Annotated in this window: 16 protein-coding genes and 1 riboswitch; of the genes, 8 read left to right on the top strand and 8 right to left on the bottom strand. The window is 44.7% G+C overall.

Annotated features, from left to right (window positions below; genetic code table 11):
- Position 1 precedes the first annotated feature (1 nt).
- The gene (locus R7Q39_RS03025) at positions 2-970 is read left to right on the top strand and encodes an alpha-L-glutamate ligase-like protein (RefSeq protein ID WP_005378387.1); all 969 of its coding nucleotides are present in this window, start codon (positions 2-4) and stop codon (positions 968-970) included.
- A gap of 227 nt (positions 971-1,197) precedes the next feature.
- Positions 1,198-1,350: a hypothetical protein gene (locus R7Q39_RS03020; RefSeq protein WP_005378381.1), complete on the top strand. Its 153-nt coding sequence runs from the start codon at positions 1,198-1,200 to the stop codon at positions 1,348-1,350.
- Positions 1,351-1,493: 143 nt separating this feature from the next.
- Here the strand turns inward: R7Q39_RS03020 and mukB are convergent, their stop codons facing one another.
- Genes mukB through cmoM form a run of 4 tightly spaced genes read right to left on the bottom strand, consistent with a single transcriptional unit; the run spans position 1,494 to position 8,797 of the window.
- A complete protein-coding gene (gene mukB / locus R7Q39_RS03015) occupies positions 1,494-5,957 on the bottom strand; it encodes a chromosome partition protein MukB (protein ID WP_262672055.1) in 4,464 nt (1,487 codons plus the stop codon).
- Positions 5,958-5,959: 2 nt separating this feature from the next.
- Complete coding sequence (gene mukE / locus R7Q39_RS03010; protein ID WP_005378379.1) at positions 5,960-6,685, bottom strand: chromosome partition protein MukE; 726 nt, start codon at positions 6,683-6,685, stop codon at positions 5,960-5,962.
- Complete coding sequence (mukF, locus tag R7Q39_RS03005; protein ID WP_318075767.1) at positions 6,666-8,003, bottom strand: chromosome partition protein MukF; 1,338 nt, start codon at positions 8,001-8,003, stop codon at positions 6,666-6,668. Before mukF ends, mukE begins: the two co-directional genes overlap by 20 nt.
- A gap of 2 nt (positions 8,004-8,005) precedes the next feature.
- On the bottom strand, positions 8,006-8,797 hold the full coding sequence (cmoM, locus tag R7Q39_RS03000) for a tRNA uridine 5-oxyacetic acid(34) methyltransferase CmoM (RefSeq protein WP_025766915.1): 792 nt from the start codon (positions 8,795-8,797) through the stop codon (positions 8,006-8,008).
- Positions 8,798-8,911: 114 nt separating this feature from the next.
- Between cmoM and elyC the strand changes: the two genes are divergently transcribed.
- Complete coding sequence (gene elyC, locus R7Q39_RS02995) at positions 8,912-9,697, top strand: envelope biogenesis factor ElyC (protein WP_005387893.1); 786 nt, start codon at positions 8,912-8,914, stop codon at positions 9,695-9,697.
- A gap of 73 nt (positions 9,698-9,770) precedes the next feature.
- Here elyC and torR read toward each other — a convergent pair whose 3' ends face one another.
- Positions 9,771-10,481, bottom strand: coding sequence for a two-component system response regulator TorR (gene torR, locus R7Q39_RS02990; protein WP_005378370.1), 711 nt, complete (start codon positions 10,479-10,481; stop codon positions 9,771-9,773).
- A gap of 266 nt (positions 10,482-10,747) precedes the next feature.
- Here torR and torD point away from each other — a divergent pair, with 266 nt between their 5' ends.
- The 5 genes from torD (at position 10,748) to R7Q39_RS02965 (ending at position 15,093) form a co-directional block, all read left to right on the top strand.
- The gene (gene torD, locus R7Q39_RS02985; protein ID WP_262665530.1) at positions 10,748-11,395 is read left to right on the top strand and encodes a molecular chaperone TorD; all 648 of its coding nucleotides are present in this window, start codon (positions 10,748-10,750) and stop codon (positions 11,393-11,395) included.
- A gap of 467 nt (positions 11,396-11,862) precedes the next feature.
- Positions 11,863-12,867, top strand: coding sequence for an HTH-type transcriptional repressor PurR (gene purR, locus R7Q39_RS02980; protein WP_318075766.1), 1,005 nt, complete (start codon positions 11,863-11,865; stop codon positions 12,865-12,867).
- Positions 12,868-13,154: 287 nt separating this feature from the next.
- Positions 13,155-13,244, top strand: a riboswitch (cyclic di-GMP riboswitch).
- 116 nt (positions 13,245-13,360) lie between these two features.
- Positions 13,361-13,951 (top strand): TfoX/Sxy family DNA transformation protein, encoded by a 591-nt coding sequence (locus tag R7Q39_RS02975; RefSeq protein WP_005378367.1) that lies wholly within the window; start codon positions 13,361-13,363, stop codon positions 13,949-13,951.
- Positions 13,952-14,065: 114 nt separating this feature from the next.
- The gene (locus R7Q39_RS02970) at positions 14,066-14,752 is read left to right on the top strand and encodes a TVP38/TMEM64 family protein (protein ID WP_318075765.1); all 687 of its coding nucleotides are present in this window, start codon (positions 14,066-14,068) and stop codon (positions 14,750-14,752) included.
- A 20-nt stretch (positions 14,753-14,772) separates the two neighbouring features.
- Positions 14,773-15,093 carry a DUF2007 domain-containing protein gene (locus R7Q39_RS02965; RefSeq protein ID WP_017820033.1) on the top strand — a complete coding sequence of 107 codons (321 nt, stop codon included), beginning with the start codon at positions 14,773-14,775 and terminating at the stop codon, positions 15,091-15,093.
- 31 nt (positions 15,094-15,124) lie between these two features.
- Here R7Q39_RS02965 and R7Q39_RS02960 read toward each other — a convergent pair whose 3' ends face one another.
- The 3 genes from R7Q39_RS02960 to glgC all read right to left on the bottom strand — a co-directional run bounded on the left by R7Q39_RS02960 (position 15,125) and on the right by glgC (position 18,702).
- Positions 15,125-15,928 carry an alpha/beta fold hydrolase gene (locus tag R7Q39_RS02960; RefSeq protein ID WP_005387891.1) on the bottom strand — a complete coding sequence of 268 codons (804 nt, stop codon included), beginning with the start codon at positions 15,926-15,928 and terminating at the stop codon, positions 15,125-15,127.
- A gap of 109 nt (positions 15,929-16,037) precedes the next feature.
- Positions 16,038-17,495 (bottom strand): glycogen synthase GlgA, encoded by a 1,458-nt coding sequence (gene glgA / locus R7Q39_RS02955; RefSeq protein WP_318075764.1) that lies wholly within the window; start codon positions 17,493-17,495, stop codon positions 16,038-16,040.
- Positions 17,485-18,702, bottom strand: coding sequence for a glucose-1-phosphate adenylyltransferase (gene glgC, locus R7Q39_RS02950; protein WP_005378352.1), 1,218 nt, complete (start codon positions 18,700-18,702; stop codon positions 17,485-17,487). Before glgC ends, glgA begins: the two co-directional genes overlap by 11 nt.
- Positions 18,703-18,749: the final 47 nt, after the last annotated feature.

The raw sequence follows: 18,749 nt of genomic DNA, 5'->3' as shown, positions 1-18,749 counted from the left end.
GATGTTCGAAAGTTTTACTTCGCCGTCTAAGCTTCGCCATAAAGGCATTATGGGGATGAACAAGCGTAACCACAGCTATATTGGCCGTTACAATGATCGTTCTAAATACCCACTTGTCGATGACAAGCTAAAGACCAAAATTATTGCACAGGCAGCAGGAGCAACCGTTCCTGCCCTGATCGGTGTCATTCACAACCAAGCTGAAGTTAAGACTATCCACAAAATGGTTGAGAACTGGCCTGGTTTTGTAATCAAACCTGCACAAGGTAGTGGCGGTAAAGGCATTCTGGTTGTTACGTCTCACAAAAACGGGGTATATACCAAACCCTCCGGCTCTACAATTGGTAGGGATGAGGTCGAGCGTCACATTAGTAATGCGCTTGCTGGCCTTTTCTCTCTTGGTGGTAAAAATGACGTTGCTGTGGTTGAAAACTTAATCAAGTTTGATGACTGTTTTGATGGCTTCAGTTATGAAGGCGTACCAGATGTTCGGATCATCGTATTTAAAGGTTATCCAGTTATGGCGATGATGCGCTGTTCTACAGCGGCTTCCGACGGCAAAGCAAACCTTCACCAAGGTGCCGTAGGAGTAGGCATTGACATCGCGACAGGTAAAGCCGTCAGAGCGGTGCAGTTCGATCATCCAGTTACTCATCACCCTGATACAGGTAAAGACCTTTCGACCCTTCAAGTACCGCATTGGGAGCGCTTGCTGGAGCTTGCGTCAAGTGCCTGGGAAATGACAGGTTTGGGATACATGGGTACGGATATGGTGCTGGATAAAGATGAAGGACCTATGGTTTTAGAGCTTAACGCTCGCCCTGGTCTGGCAATCCAAATCGCTAATGGTGCAGGCTTGCTTCCTCGTTTGAAACACATAGAGAGCCTTGGCACACCTGCTGAGTATCCAAAACCGATTGAACGCGTCGCTTACGCGGCAGAGCAGTTCGGTGTGAAGCCGTTGTTCTAACCCTCCGACATAATGTTCGTTATTACTCGCCAGTAATTGTCATGATTACTGGCGTTTTTGTTCCCGCATCCAAAAACCTTGCAGTTGCTCTCCTTATTAAACACATCCTTCTCATATATAAGTTGAATCAATGATCGAGCTAACAAAATCAACATAGATCGTTTCTTTTCTACTTTGCCTTTTGAGTATGATGAGAGCTCCCCTTACTCAACTTGAGAGGTTGGGAAATGCTAATAAAAGAAACAAATAATGATGAACCAGAGCTTGAAGAACAAGAGAGCTTAGACCAACACCTACAACGCTTGTCTGAGCTTTCTGTCCAAGCACTTGAAGAGCTTGCTGAAATGATCGAAGTCAGGGACGATATTCCAGAGGAATAAACGTCGCTTCCTCATTAAGTTCCGTTAATAAGCCGAGACTGCCGTCCTACAGTCTCGGCTTATCTTATGTATTTCGAAGCCTGCCTCGTAAACAGATACAAAAACGCCCGCGTTCATTGCGGGCGTTTTGTTAGATTCGAAGTTTACGATTCAAACTCTTCAATCATCTCTTGTGCTTCGGTCTTAGGCTTATCCGTTTGACCAAAACCGCGCAGACCCACTACGTGTACGTGTTCGTGGTCTTTAAACACCTTACGCACCAGTTTGTAGGTCGTACCTTTCTCTGGGCTGATGTTTTCTGGTGCCGCGATAAGAAGCTGCATATCCAGACGGTCACACAATTCGAACAATGTCGCGATCGATTTCGCATCCAGACGCGCTGCTTCATCTAAGAACAGCAGACGACAAGGCACAATGTCTTTACTGCGCAGGCGGCGTGATTCTTCTTCCCAGCTTTGAACAACCATCAGTAGGATTGACTGACCAGTACCGATCGCCTCACCTGTTGATAGCGCGCCAGACTCAGCCTGTAGCCAACCATCTGTACCACGGTTCACTTCTACACTTAGCTCTAGGTAGTTACGGTAATCCAGTAGCTCTTCACCCAAAACCTGAGGAGAACGTTGACCCATATCGATATGTGGGTTCACACGTTGGAACAGCTTCGCCATTGCTTCGGAGAAAGTAAAGCGAGTCGATTCAAACAGGTCTTTGTGCTGCTCTTGTTGTGTCGCTAGACCGTTCAGTAGCACTTCGTGACTTTCGCGGATCTTCACGTTTAGACGTACGCCCTTCACCTGACCAAACGAAATGTTCGACAAGCCTTGATTCAGCATACGAATACGGTTTTGCTCACGCTGAATCGTCTTCTTGATGATGCTCGCTACCGACTCAGAGCTGATCGCTAGACGGTTTTCACGTTGCGTTAGCTCTTCCGTTAGACGCGCCAGCTCGACTTCCATCTCTTCGATTGCTTCAACTGGGTCATCAGTACGGATGATATCCTGACGAATACGCTCACGAAGGTGTTGGTATACAGCAATATAGAACAGAACTTTACGCTCTGGGCGAGCGTTGTCTTCTGATAGACGCAGCGCATCACGCAGGTCGTCATTGTTCGCAACCGCTAGACGCAGCGCACCCAGTGATTTATCCGACATCGAACGCAGTTCATCCGCTGACATGTAAGCCAGTTCACGCTTGTGTAGACGACGTTCAACATCGTTCTCGCGCGCCAGACGAAGTACAGAGCACCAGCCAGCTTTCGCTGCAACCACAAAGGTACGTAGCTCAACGTATTCTTTCTGAACTTTCTTCAGACGTTTCGCCAAGCCTTTCATCTCTAGTTCAGTAGAGGTGATTGTGCGCTCGTATTCGCTCTTACGGCTACGAGACGTGTGTAGACGCTCATGCAATTCATCACGACGACGCATTGCACGTTCTTCAGCACCTTCGTCCGCGTTCACGCCAAACTCTTGAAGCTCTTGTTTGAACTCTTGAACCGTTTCCAGTTTCGCTTGGTGTGAACTCTTCAATGAAGCTAATACTTGGTTGTATTGGTTCATTTGACCTTGCGATTGCTTCAACTCTTCACGAGAGCGAGTACGCATTTTTTCAGCTTGAACCAGTTTAGCTTTTAGCTGCTCACTCAGTTCGCTACTCTTGTTCAGTAGGTCTACTGAATCAGAGTAAGCGAAGTAGTGACGACGTTCAACGAGATCCGAGAGTGCAAAGATTTGCTTCTTAAGATCTTGTAGCCGCACGTCTGCCGCTTTGTATTCTGCTTCTAGTGCATCGAATTGCTCTGGGTCAGCATCAAGTGCAGACACAATATTCTCTAATTGCGCGACGGCTTTTGCATGGTTGCTTAAGAAGTTTTTTGCCTCTGCAAGCTGAGCGATTTTCTCTTCTAGCTCATCAAAACGCGCTTGCAATGACTCGTCTTCAACAAGCACCATGTGTGACGCTAGCTTGTCCAGAGAAGACAACGCTTGCTTGCTGGTTTGAAGCTGAGAACGTTGTTGTTGCTCTTTCGCATCCAGATCCGCCAGCACGCGAGCAATTTGGTTACGCTTATCACGAATAGTTGCCAGTGCTTGTTCTGGATCGGCGTCAAAAGCAACCTGAATGTGGTTAGACACAAATAAGTTAAACGCTTGGTACAAGCGCTGCATTTTCTGAGAATCAAACGCCGCTTTTGCGTGTTTCTCTACCACTTCTTCTCGTTCGTTACGCAGCAACTCTAGACGCTGCTCACGTGCCGCACGACCAAACAATGGGATCTCAGGCAAGCGAGAGTAACGCATTTGGCGATCGTTCATGCGAACACAAACCGCGCCCTCTAACTCTTCTGCATCGAACGAGCTGTCATCAAAGGCATCGATGTCACCTTCAATGATGTACAAGTCTTCTGGACAGTCGTCTAGCTCTACCAGTTTCTCTTCGATACCTGACAGGTCAGAAACAACGATAGCGTGACGAGCCGGACCGTACATCGCACTGAAGTAAGGCGCATCATCAATCGTGATGTCATCGTAGATCTCAGACAGTAATACACCGCCTAAAGTATCAGCCAAACCTTTCAGGCGAGGGTCGTTTGAACCACCAGGAGAAGCAAGACGTTCAATCTCAGTGTCAAGCTGACTGCGACGCTCAGCAAGTTTATCTTTAGCTAAGGACAGCTCCCTTTCTTGCTCAAGAACAACCTGCATGTGGTTCATTACCGCATGGCGATCCTCAAGGTCTGCCCCGCTCTGCTCTCTCAGTTTCTCTAGCGCATCATTAGCCGCAATCCAAGCTGGCGCTATCGCTTCAAGTTTACTGATTTCTGCCGCCGCGTTTTGCTCTAGACGGCGCTGTTCACCACGCTGATCACGAACTTCTTCTTGAGCTATCTCTAGTGATTCGATTTGCGTCGCATGACGTTCACGTTCTTGTTCAAACGTAACCTCATCGGTTAGTTCAACGTGATATTGCTTTTTGTATTCAGCAACCAGTTCACGTGCTTGACGCTGCTGGTTAAGGCTGCGTTCGAGATCACGGTGTTGTGCTCGCCATTGCTGTTCGTTTTGTGCGATTTGTTGTGACTCACGCGCTTTCGCAATTGCGGTTTTCGCATGTTCAGACGCGTCTTTGCGCTCAACTTGACCAACAATGCTTTGTACCAGTTTAAGCGCGGTTTCAAACTGCTCTGCCGCTGCAGAAGACATGTCCAGTTTGTGCTTAACCGATAGCAACGCATTGGTGCTTTCTGACTCTTTGTTCTTAAGCTCAGAGACAAGCGCTTGAGCCGATTCCGCCGTTAGGCTGTCATCGCCAAGTAGTTGCTTCGCTTTCTCCAGCGCTTGAACTGCTTGTTGATATTGAAGGGCGCGAGTTTGCTGAACGTCAAGAGCTTGCTGGTAATCAGCAAGTTGCGTCTTAAGGCTATCCACCTCTTCTTCTGCAACGGTAGCTTGCTCTTCAGCCATCATCACGCGTTCTTGCGCTTCTTCGACTACCATCATTTGTTCTTCAAGACGCTCGCTCAGCTCTTCAAGATCTTCTTGGTAGCGTTCGATCTTCTCTTGCTGACGCAGCGCGTTTTGCACCAGTTGCAAGTGATCAGAAGCCGCTTGGTAGTCTTGCTCTAAAGAAGATTCTGACTCGATCAGCAGTTCCAGCTCTTCTTGAACGCGGTTAAGCAGATTGTTTTGCTCAATCAAGGTCTCGCGAGAACCAAATAACTCTGAACGCAAAGACAATGTCTGTTCTAGTTTTTTACGGCGCTCGTTGGCATGGCGCATATAGTCCGCGGCCACGTAGTTGGTCGACTCTGTAATCAAGTGTTTGAACAAGTCACGATCTGCTTGCGTGGTTTTGATCGCTTCTAGCGTCATGCGGTTTTCACGCAGTGCCGATTCCATATCTTGGAACGCTTTTTTCACGCCGCCGTTTTGTGGCAAAAGGTAGTCACGTAGCGAGCGCGTAATCGCACTTGAGATACCACCGTAAAGCGATGCTTCGATCAGGCGGTAGAATTTAGAACGGTCACCAGAGTTACGCAGTTTCTTCGGAATCACACCGAATTCAAACATTTGTGCGTGGTAATCCACGATAGAAGAGAACGCTTTGAACTGAACGCCTTCAAATTCCGCGATCGATTCTTTTACTTCGTTGATTTGACGTACACGAGCTTGAGTCGCAGATACGCTTTCAACCAAAATATCCGTTGGTTTCACATGGCTTGGAAGACCTTGGATCACAAACGGTTTGATGTCTACTTTCTTATCACGACCCGCAACTTGCTGCAGTTTTACTGCAAACAATAGGCGTTGGTTACGTGAGTTCACCACGTCTAGCGCCGCATAACATGCGCCCGGCTGTAGCTTACCGTACAAACCTTTGTCGCGAGACGATTGGCTGCTGCCTGCTTCTGTCGTGTTACGGAAGTGCAGCAGCGTTTGGTCAGGAATCAATGCGGTGATGAACGCCGCCATTGTGGTTGATTTACCTGCACCGTTACCACCTGATAGCGTGGTGACCAGACCATCGATGTCAAACGTACGGGCAAAGAAGCCGTTCCAGTTGACCATGGTCAGCGATTGGTATTTACCGCGTTCAATCATGCTCATGCTTCACCCTCTTCTGTTGTTTCTTCTTGGGCTTGGTCGTCTTGATCTTCTTCAGACAATAAGCTGCCTTGGCTTGGCTCTTTGGTGTGCACTACTGCTTCACCATCCCGGATCAGACGCAGCTGCGCTTCACGCATGTCATCGCCAATACGTACATCGGCACCAAAGCGGAATACCGCTTCACTGATGCTGAATTTACCAGTTTCACCGATGTTGATGATCATGCCTAGGCGACGCAGACGACGAAGTGACGTACGCACTTTTTCAAACAGCTTTTCTTTATCAAGGTCAGAACCAGTCGCACGGTTCGTCACTAGCTTCATCAGCTTGTTTTCATCTGCTAGAGCAAGCAGTTCGTCGTACAGCTCTTGGTTAGTGAAGATGCCTTCGTGCGCAAGACGCTCTGGGCTTAGGTAAAGGAAACACAGTACCTTACCCACCAGCATATCCAGTTCAGAAAGAACACTACGGCCAATCAGAGACGTTGAACGAGGACGAAGATAGAAGAAACCTTCTGGCGCTTTCACCAATTCGGTGTTGTAGCGTTGGTAGAAAGAAGAAAGCTCAAGTTCGAAATCCGACAGCAACGCGTGGTTGTCTAGATCTTCACTTGAGATATGACGCCCTGCTCGAAGCATGCTGTCTAGCGCTGGGAACAGAGGGTTAGAAATTGCTTTTGCCAGATTCTCTGACATGTATTCATTAGTATCGGTCGATGACATTCGCTTGTACCTTTGCCCCAAATTCGTTGATTGCTTTCCAGTCTGGTTGAATCGCTTGGTAATCCGATTCTGAATACCCTAGACGTACAGCTTGATCGACGATAATGCGAGCTAAATCAAAATGATGAGTGTAAGGGTGCTGTGCAAGGTAATCTCGCAGTACCACACTCAAATCGATTGGTGTGCCTTGACCTTTATGCGCTTTTAGCATGTCACCAATTCGTTCAGACAGCTCATCATTGACTTGTTGAAACTCTTCGTATTCTACTTCCATCGGAACTTGACCCGTGACCTCGTCATCACGCAGTACTAGGGCCTCATCACGAAGGTCAGAAAGCCTCTCCGCATCTGCATAAGTCAGATACCAAGGCGCATCGAAGTAATCTTTGACGGATTGACGCAGACGCGAGCTAAACGCACGGTTCTTATCCATATCGATTGCAGTACGAATAAACTTGTGCACGTGTCGGTCATAACCAATCCAAAGGTCGATCGATTGCTGGCCCCAGCTTGTGATTCGGTCCAGCTTCATTTGCAGACCAAATAAGGCTTCTTCGATAAACTCCAGCTCAGGGTCACCGTAAACAATTTCTTGAATATCGAGGATCTGAGTTTGCAGTTCATCACTGGCGGCTTGCAGCGTATCTTGAAGTTCACGCAACGTGCTTGATGTTTCTGACAGAAGTGCTTCACAGTTGTTGATCGCTTCGCGCCAGTCCTTGTTAAGCAGGTCAGCAATCTGTTGTTTCACTGACTGTTGCTGCTCATCCATAACACGTTGGTTGAGGTCAATTTGATCGAAAATTTCGCCTACAGAATATTTTAAAACACCGTATACGTTTTTCTTCCAGTGACCCGGTGTGCCACCTTTTTGTGCTGCCTCAATCGCTTTCGCCATTTCATCCGCTACCATGGATAGCTGGATAGAAAGACGCAGTTTCGAGAACTCACGGTGACGCACGTAGTAGTCGGTTATTCCTATAGCTAATGGCGACAAGCGGTAAATGCTCGCTCCGTCAGTAATCTCACTGACAAAACGGCTAATAAGACGCTGCTTAACCATCTCGTTGATCGCATTGTTCGCACGAAAAGCGGAGGCTTCGCCGGTCTCATCAAATAGTCGAGTGACGATGGCAAATGCATCATGCAGTTCACCTTCACCCAGTTCTTCATCGAACCTTTCATTACTCAGTACGGCAATGGCTATCAAAAATGCCAATCGCTCTGTGGTCAGGTTCAACGAGAAATCGTGCTGCTTAACCCAGCCAACCAGCTCATCGATTGGTTGCTCTGCAGCATTGAGAGTCATCTCACTCATTGTTATTCCTGTTTATCGTTCTTTTTAGCCCACACATGAATGTAGCGGCCTAATGAGAGGTATGGCTCTTGTCGACAAAGTTGTTTTTCTAGCGCCAACACATCTTCAAACTCGTAATCACCCATGTATTCCATATTGCCTATGTAATCACTAAATGAGCGAATACCAGATTTGCCACAAATATTAAAACCTGAATTTTCTATCCACTGGTAGACTTCTTCAGGTTTTAAGCCTTTTTGCGGCTGTAGTTTAAATCTTTTTCGGTGAGGCATGCCGTCTAATATATGAGGAATGTTGCCACAAACCACGTTTTTATAGACTAAACCGTGGTGGTTGTAGAACATGACTGATGCGATGCCTCCCGGTTTGACTTGTTCAAGAACTGTTTCAAGTGCGGCCTTAGGATCAACCAGCCACTCCATCACAGCGTGGAACATAACCAGATCGACCTGTCCATCCATATGTTCACCGATGGATTGGACAGGCGAATGAATCAGGCGATACTGCTCAAGCAAACCGTTTTTTTCAATATCCTGCTTAGCCAACTGCAGCATTTCCGAAGATAGATCACATAAAGCGATTCGATGTCCGAGCTTAGCAAGCTTTTGCGACATTTGTGCCAAACCACCACCAGCGTCTAACACTTCTAGGGGTTGCTGGTCAGCATCTAATTCACTTAGAATCTGTAGAAAATCTTCCCACACAATGATTTGGCGGATCTCCCCTTTATCGGAGCCGTAAATATTTTTTGCAAATTTGTGGGCGATATCGTCGAAATTGCGGTCTTCTGTCACTTCTGCTGAGTTATCATAACGGATTGTGCCGCTATTCTGGCACAAGGAAAGCAGGAATAAAGAGGGATACCCTCATTTTTATTATCAATTGATGTTTTTTCGGACTATTTATGTATGTTTGAGCTGAAAAAAGTAGTGTCAGCCATGCTTATGCCCCTTCCGGCATTGCTGCTGATAGGCTTGTTGGGTCTTGCTCTCATTAGTTTTACTACAAAACGTAAAACTGGCTGCTTCGTTGTTCTATTCTCTTTTGTTGGCATTTTTCTTGTTGCCTTCCAACCTGTTTCAACCAAGCTTCTTATGCCGTTAGAGCGAGAGCATAAAGCCTTTTTGCCAGTTTCTGGCACCATCGACTACGTGATGGTTTTAGGGAATGGTCATGTTATCGATGACGAAATTCCACCCACCTCGCAGTTAAGCCGTGCAGCATTAATGCGCTTAACTGAGGGCATTCGTATTTTAAGAATGTATCCAGGCGCGAAATTAATCTTATCCGGCTATGCTGGCGGATCTGAAATTAGCCACGCGCGAATGATGGCGAACGTTGCCCTTGCGTTGGGAGTCGCGAAATCCGATATCATTTTATTAGAAGATGCGAAAGATACGTGGGAAGAGGCGCGTCAAGCGGCTGCATTCGTTCAACAAAAGGAGATTGTGTTAGTCACTTCTGCGAGTCACATGAGCCGTGCATTGTATGAGTTCAACGCAGCAGGCATTAAACCAATCCCAGCTCCGACCAACTTCTTAGCTATTAGCGAGATAAGTCAACCTTGGGATAAATACTCACCTAAAGCGCGTTACTTAGAACAAACAGAGCTTTATTGGCATGAGTACTTGGGCAGCATTTGGCAAAGATTGCGTGATACTGTCGGCCAAACACCAATGGTTGAAGCAAACTAGTATTATCTTGAAGCCACAAAAAAGGGAGAGCCGAAGCTCTCCTTTTTCTTTTTACGATTTAGTGATGTTCAAACTAGTCACCAGCAAACATATAGCCTTCGCCGTGTACCGTTACAAAAATCTGTGGGTTCTTAGGATCGAACTCCATTTTTGCGCGCATACGTCGAATAAGAACATCAATGGTGCGGTCATTCGGCGCATCAACTCGATGGCTGATCATGTTCAAAATACGCTCACGACTTAACACCTGGTTAGGGTAAGACGATAATGCCACCAAAAGTTCGTACTCTGCTTTAGTTAGTTTTACTGGCTCACCATTGCGGCTAAGTGCGCGACGTTGAATGTCGAATGTCCACTCCCCAAAGCGCACAATGTGCTCTTCACTGGTTTCATTCGCTTTCGAGCTGCCACTGCGCGCTGCTGAAATACGCCACAGCAAGTTTTTAACGCGAACTAACAGCTCTCTCAGTTCAAAAGGTTTTGTCACATAATCGTCAGCACCCATTTCTAGGCCTACGATTTTATCAATGCTATCCGTGCGTCCTGTTACTAATATGATACCAATATCCGATTGGCTACGTAACTCACGAGTAAGCATCAGGCCGTCTTCACCAGGCAGGTTAATATCCAGCATGATCAGGTCTACATCGCCCGCTTGCAAAACTTCACGCATTTCTGCGCCACTCTCTGCTTCGCTGACTTGGTAGCCCTCATTTTGGAAATATCCCGCAAGCTTACTACGAGTTACAACATCATCTTCTACGACTAATACGTGATAGCTCATTTACACCACTTTTCTGTCTTCTTATTATCCAAGACGTATTCTATTCATAACTAGTAACATTTCTAGTCATAGATACATTAAAACGCAAGATTTAGCGTTTTTATTGATTCAAAACAAGCTTGCCCATTGCTATTAACAAACGGTCATTTTTGACCATAAAACATAACAATTATAGTTACTGCTATTCATTTTAATTGATTACACTTAGGGGATATCCCTAATTGACTTTGTGATGCATGACTTGAAGCATCATTCAGGAGCCCAAAATGCAAGAAGTGAAAGCTTTTAATGAAAAACGCGCTGAAATTTACTGGTGGTTTTCGAGCTTGTTCGCAAAAGAACTAACAGAGAAAGAATTGGAAGCCTATCACAGTGTTGAAATTCGCAGTTTTCTCGCAGGTTTAGGTGAAAATGAGTCGCTAAAACCATCCGTTGATAGCCTAGTTGATGCGCTGAATCGGTTACAAGATCGTGAAGATGCACAACTAGAGCTTGCAGCTGACTTTTGTGAACTGTTTTTGAAGACAGAAAAATACGGCGCTCTTCCTTACGCATCCATGTACATTGGTGAATCAGGTTTACTGAATGACAAGCCAGCTGAGGAAATGGAAAAGTTGATGGCTGAATTTGGCGTTCAAGTAGACGAAAACCTAAAGGAACCTGCGGATCACTTAGCCGTTGAGCTCGACTTTCTCGGGAACATGATTATCCGCTCAAACGAGCTTGAACAAGAAAAACACATGGAAGAAGCCTTCGTTAAACAAAACGACTTTATCCAGCAACAATTGATGTCTTGGTTACCTCAGTTTTCAGACAAATGTAAACAATTCGACGAATTTGGATTTTACTCGAGTGTCGCGAAACTATTAGTTGCATTTTGTAAACTAGACAGCGCCTACCTTCTTGGTGAATAATTGCCGCCTATTTTTAGGGAGCCTGCCTATCGGGCTTCCTGTATGCCGAAAGTGACCAATTGTAAGTAACTTGGGTATAATATTCGTTTGCCTTAACTTAGCGCAAAGACGCTTGGTTATTTAGCAGTCAAAATGTGACTTCAAATACACAAATCTCGTGCTGAAAACATTGCTAGTCAGTCCACATAGGGCTAAAATGTGAGCGCAAACGATTAAATATAATTTATATGTAAACCGCTGAAATATAGCGGTTTTTGTGTTTTCTTAACAGGTTGATGGCAATTTCTCATCAGATAGAAAAAAGATAAAATTCATCGACCGATGCTGCTACGCACCCTTTTGTCGCACTTGGATCAACCGCTGCCGAGACACTTAGCGCCAATTTTAGATTGCTAGGTGTAAAACCATTAGAGCATCAGGTACATCCAATACGACATATTTCAGTAGCTCGATACAGGACACCATTTATGGCCACGATAAAAGACGTTGCTCGCTTAGCCGGCGTTTCCACTACGACAGTTTCGCACGTTATCAATAAAACGCGTTTCGTTGCAGAAGCAACGCAAGAAAAAGTAATGAAAGCCGTTGACGAGCTGAATTACGCGCCAAGTGCCGTTGCACGCAGCCTAAAATGCAACTCAACTCGTACGATTGGCATGTTAGTAACTCAATCAACTAACCTATTTTTCTCAGAAGTGATTGATGGCGTTGAGAGCTACTGTTACCGCCAAGGCTATACTCTGATTTTATGTAACACAGGCGGGATTTACGAAAAACAACGCGATTACATTCGTATGCTGGCTGAAAAGCGCGTTGATGGCATCCTAGTGATGTGTTCTGACTTAACCGAAGAACTAAAAGAGATGCTTGACCGTCATGCGGACATTCCTAAAGTGGTCATGGATTGGGGCCCAGAGAGCTCACAAGCAGACAAGATCATGGATAACTCAGAAGAAGGTGGCTACATTGCAACCAAACATCTGATTGATAATGGTCATACGGATATCGCTTGTCTAAGCGGTCATTTTGAAAAGCTTGCTTGCCAAGAGCGCATTGCAGGTTTCCGTCGCGCAATGAGCGAAGCGAACCTAGCTGTAAATGAAGACTGGATCCTTGAAGGTAACTTTGAATGTGATACGGCCGTATTAGTTGCAGATAAAATTACCGCAATGGACAAGCGCCCGACGGCGGTATTCTGTTTTAACGACACAATGGCTCTAGGCCTAATGAGCCGCTTGCAACAAAACAGGATCAAAATTCCTGAAGATATTTCAGTGATCGGCTACGACAACATCGAGCTTGCAGAATACTTCTCTCCACCGCTAACGACTATCCACCAACCTAAACGTCGTGTTGGTAAAAATGCATTCGAAATTCTACTTGAGCGTATCAAAGATAAAGAACACGAAAAACGAATTTTCGAAATGCAACCTGAGCTTGTAATTCGAAATACTGTGAAAAAAATGAACTAAATTTCACTGTATTTAACCATGTTAAATAAGCGCTCTACAGGGGCGCTTATTTTTTTGGGAAAATTAAGCATTCTCTAATACTTCACACCGCTCTAATAACAATTGACTAACGTTAACTCCCTGTTTTATATAAATGTAATATATATTAAGAACTCCTTTTCAAAGGCCAATTTGCACCTTTCCATATGCAAAATAGAGCATTCAATCTATCATTTTTATTGAACCGAAATCACACTTTTAACGCTAAACCGTGATGTTAATTCAATATAAGAAGTATGCTCATTGTGTCACGCACAGGGCAAACCATTCGAAAGAGTGGGACGCAAAGCCTCCGGCCTGAACCATATTACGATATGGAAGGTAGCGGGGTTACCGATGGCAAGTGTGTAAGCAATGACTTTACTCTGTAATGACATTGTTTTTACGCATGTTTGCTACTCTCTCGGACCTGACTTTTGGTGGCGTAATATTAATTACACCGAGATAACAAAACATGGATAAACCGATACTCAAAGACTCTATGAAGCTATTTGAGGCACTTGGTAATATCAAGTCGCGCTCAATGTTTGGTGGCTTCGGACTATTCGCTGATGAAACAATGTTTGCACTAGTGGTAAACAATCAGCTTCATATCAGAGCAGACCAAAAAACTTCATCTGACTTCGAGAAACAAGGGCTAAAGCCTTACGTTTATAAAAAACGTGGCTTCCCAGTCGTTACAAAGTACTACGCTATTTCCAGCGATTTATGGGAATCAAGCGAACGCTTAATCGAAGTAGCGAATCAATCATTGAAAAAGGCAAAGCTTGAGAAAGAACAGCAAGCAAGTACAAAGCCTAACCGTTTGAAAGATTTGCCTAACTTACGACTGGCTACCGAGCGCATGCTAAAAAAAGCCGGCATCGAATCCGTAGAGAAGCTTGAAGAGGAAGGTGCGCTTAACGCCTATAAAGCGATAAGAGATACGCACTCTGCAACCGTCAACATTGAGTTGCTATGGGCACTAGAAGGTGCTATCAACGGCACTCATTGGAGTGTGGTACCTCAAGCTCGCCGAGATGAGTTGATGAACGGCCTCCAATAAAAGTCGGCCTAAAAACTATCTTGTAAAACCGCAGTCTAATCTGCGGTTTTTTTGTGAAATTTTTTCGGTTTTCCTACTGTCTTATTACATATATCCCAAATTGGAATCAAAATTATGAATAAGAAACTGATTTTAGGTCTCATCCTACTAGCGGCTATCGTCTTTTTAGGTATTAACTTTGGCCAGTATTTAACCTTAGAGAATGCAAAAGCCCAACAAGAAGCACTAACTACATACATCGATCAGAATTTTGCATTCTCGGCTGCGATTTACTTTTTTACCTACATTGCAATTACCGCTTTTTCTATCCCAGGAGCGGCAGTAGTCACCTTACTTGGTGCAGCCTTATTTGGTTTTTGGACAAGCTTGCTACTGGTTTCTTTCGCTAGCACTATGGGGGCAACACTGGCCTTCTTGAGCAGCCGATACTTATTGCGTGACTGGGTACAAAACAAATTCGGAAATAAACTCAACGCAATTAATCAAGGTGTCGAAAAAGACGGAGCTTTTTATCTATTTTCCTTGCGTCTAATCCCTGTATTCCCTTTCTTTCTAATCAACTTACTGATGGGCTTAACACCGATGTCTGTAGGTCGATTTTATCTCACTAGCCAAATAGGTATGCTGCCAGGCACAGCCGTATATCTGAATGCAGGTACTCAATTAGCAACAATTGAAAGCCTATCGGGCATTGTTTCACCCGCAGTATTAGCGTCTTTTGCGCTATTGGGACTATTTCCAATCATCACTAAATGGGTTATGAATAAAGTAAGGCCGACACCAAGTCAGCAAAACTCGTAATTGGTGAAGTGGGTATTTTGATGAAAATATTTATCGCTAAAAACCCAGCAGAAGCACACATTGTATGTGAGCTGCTTAAAGTGGAACAAATTTACTGTGAAGTTCGCGGAGAAGGTATTTTCGGCTTAAAAGGAGAACTGCCGTTTGGTGATGATACCGATCCTTATGTGTGGCTTTTTGACACTGCACAAAAGATGAAAGCTGAAGAAATAGTAAAAGCATATCGAAAACAATCCGATAGGCATGAGTATCAAGATTGGCAATGCCCAAAATGTCATGAAATAAACGAAGGGCAATTTGGTGCATGTTGGCAATGTGGATATCAACTAGGAGAGCTATAGCGGCTCTCCTATTCAGTGGATGCACTCAGTTTTAAGCACATACAGCTTGCTGTTTAATAAACTCGATGGAGTGTTGATTGAAGTCTTCTGGACGCTCTACATTGCATACATGACCACAATTCGGGATTTCTCGTAGAATGCTGAGCTTATGTGCTGCAACCATTTCTTTGACAGGTTTAATAAACATGTAATCCCTGTCGCCCATTAAGTAAAGAGTCGGAATAGGTAACTCTCGATCTTTAAAATATTTCATTAACGGATTTACATCAGCAGCAAGAATAAACCAACGTTTAAATTCTTTTTGGCAAAGCTTCTTGGCTTCGCGAATAAAAAGGTGGCGAGATTCTCGTTGGCTTCTTTGAGGCATAACAATATAAGCGAACAGTTTGTAGAGCCACATGTACGGTAGGATATGCTTACAAAAATTACCTAATTTCACTAATATCTGAGAACGAGTGTTAAGCCTTGTGACAGCACCGCCGAGCACCATCGAACGTACGCGCTCTGATGACAATTCAGCAAGGTTTCGAACAATAATGGTACCAAGCGACATACCGACAAAATGAGCGGATTGGATCTTTAAATGGTCCAATACTTTCAAAATATCTTGGGTAACTTCCGTAAAGGTATAACGGCTAGCAATGAGCTCTTTAAGTAACTGATTTGACTTTCCATGACCTCTTAAATCGATCAGCAATAAGTTAAAGTGTTGCTTGTAAGCCTTAATTTGCTTGAACCAAATAGAAGAGCTACCACCAGCACCGTGCACAAATACAACCCACTCATGACTAGTAGGGTGCAAATAGGTTTTATGAAAAAGTAGCGGCTGGGTCATATTCAGTATCAAAAAGATCGTGCTATTGAGTAAAAAGCCATCCTACCACACTCCCCTTACTCAAGATAATAAAGGCACCTCATTCGGTGCCTTTCGTTACAATTTTAAGTCAAACTAACGCTGAGTGGTAAAGCTGCAAATAAGATTCTGCGGCCTTTTGCCAACAAAAGTCTTGTTGCATCGCGTGCAACTGTACTTTATTCACTTCAGGCTCGTTTTGAGCGTAGAGCAACAGTGCTCTTAGCATCGTTAACAACAATGCCTGCGGTGTCGGTTCGAAAAAAACAAACCCCGTTGCTTCAGATGGGTTTACATCATAATCGCTAACGCTGTCCTTTAAGCCACCAACACCGCGTACTATCGGTAATGTCCCATAAGCCATACTATAGATTTGGTTTAAGCCACATGGTTCAAACTCAGAAGGCATCAAGAAGAAATCAGAACCAGCTTCAACGATATGCGCAAGTTCATTGTCATACGCTTCTACAAAGGCAAATTTGCTAGAAAACTGCGCGGCAACCTCTCGTAGCTGAGCGGCAAGAACAGGGTCTCCGGTCCCAACGACAACTAGCTGAATATCGTGCTTCAAAAAATCGGCCAAAGCAGGCAACAAGTAATGAACGCCTTTCTGCTGGGTCAACCGACAAACCATACCGAACATAGCTACATTTTTTTCGGGCAAATTTAGTCGTTGTTGTAATGCTTTTTTACAAGCTTTCTTCCCTTGCGACATACTTTGCTGGTCGGCGCAGTAATTAACTGGCAAGTAGGTATCCGTTTCCGGATTCCAAGCGCTGTAATCACAACCATTCAAGATGCCGACTAAGTCCTGCGCACGTTGCTGAAACTCCCAAGCCATGCCGTGACTGCCAAGCTCTGTTTTTAGTTCCTCTGCGTACGTAGGGCTAACCGCGTTTATCTTATCTGCATTCATTACGCCAGCTTTAAGCATCGTAATATGCGTTGCACTCACCGCAGCATCGGGAACGTTTCTACAATGAAACTCTGGCAAACACTGCACGTCTTCATAACTAAATACGCCTTTAAAGACCGCATTGTGAATTGAAATGACGCTTTTAGTATGAGCAAAAAATGGATCATTGCCATACCTGTGCTTGAGCAAAAATGGAACAAGCCCCGTGTGCCAATCGTTCGCGTGTATGATATTAGGTTGAAAGGCGAGCTTGGGTAACATATCGAGACATGCTGCACTAAAAAACGCAAAGCGCTCGCCGTTATCAGTATACGCTTGGTTGTTCTCCGCATACATTGATGGTCGATTGAAATACGGCGGACAATCAATCAGGTAAACAGGATTTTGACCTAACATGAGCCGCAAAACTCGATACTCCGTATGCGGCCATGATGTTAATTCTGTTTCTAATACAACTTCTGCGTCTGCGAGTTTATCAATACTGCTGTACGCAGGGATGGTAATTCTTACGTCCTGCAGTAGGTTTTGAAGGGCTTCCGGTAGTGCCTTGGCAACATCTGCCAAGCCACCACTTTTAATGAGGCCTTCAACCTCAGAAGCTACAAACAGAATAGATAAGTTGTTAGTAGCCAACTCGAGCTCCTTTCGGAATAACAACAATGCCCTCCTCAGACACGTGGAAGTGTTTTTTATCTTCTTGAAGATTCACACCAATCTGAGTACCAGGAGCAATATCGGCATCCTTGTCGACAATCACACGACGTAAAACACAGCCTTCGCCAATTTTTACGTCACCAAGAAGTATACATTCGCTGATATCGCAAGCAGAAGCAATATTACTGCGAAAACCAAGCACCGACTTTTCGATTCTTGAGCCTCTAACATAGCTGCCATTACACACTAAACTATCTATTATCTGCACACGACCATTATCAGAGTCGGTAAATGTCGCAGGTGGCAATGGTGGGTAGTAGGTGTGCAATGGCCATTTACGGTTGTACAGCGAAAATGGAGCATCTTTTTCTAGCAGATCCATATGCGCTTGCCAGTACGCATCAATAGTTCCGACATCACGCCAGTACACCTCTTCTTTTTCGCCACTGATTTTGTTGGTACTGAAGTCATACACGAACACATCACCTCTAGGGAACATCTTTGGAATGATGTCCTTTCCAAAATCATGTGATGAAGCTTCATTATCCGCATCTTCGACCAACTCTGAGAACAGTACCTGAGCTTCAAAAACATAGTTACCCATTGAAACTAAAGCGTAATCAGGGTCACCAGGAATCGACTTCGGATTTGCTGGTTTTTCTTCAAAGCCAATCATACGACCTTCACTATCGACTTCGATAACCCCAAATTGCGACGCCTCTTTTAGTGGCATGCGCAATGCAGATACCGTCAGAGAAGCCTTCTTTTCTGAGTGGAAGTTCAGCATTTGTTTGATATCCATCTTATAGATATGGTCAGAGCCAAAAATACAAACTTGCTCTGGTTCCTCTAATTCCATAAAACGCAGGTTTTGATAGATCGCGTCCGCCGTCCCTTCGTACCAACGTTTACCAGTACGCATTTGAGCGGGAATAGGATCGATAAAGCGGTCTGTAATGCCGTTGATGTTCCACCCCTTTTTTAAGTGATGGAATAAAGATTGAGATTTAAATTGGGTTAGGACGTAAATGCGCATCAGATCCGCATTAACAAAATTGTTTAGAGCAAAATCGATCAATCGATAACTACCACCAAACGGTACCGAAGGTTTACTGCGAGATTCCGTTAAAGGTCTCAAACGAGAGCCTTCACCGCCAGCAAGAATCATTCCCAAAACACCAGCCATTTGTTGTTCTCCATATCGTTATAGCTTGGATTTGGTACTCGCTTGAA

The sequence above is a fragment of the Vibrio sp. 947 genome, from assembly GCF_033339115.1.
GTDB lineage: Bacteria > Pseudomonadota > Gammaproteobacteria > Enterobacterales > Vibrionaceae > Vibrio > Vibrio alginolyticus.
Note: the sequence above shows the minus strand (reverse complement) of the source record. Positions and strands in the feature narration are given on the sequence as shown.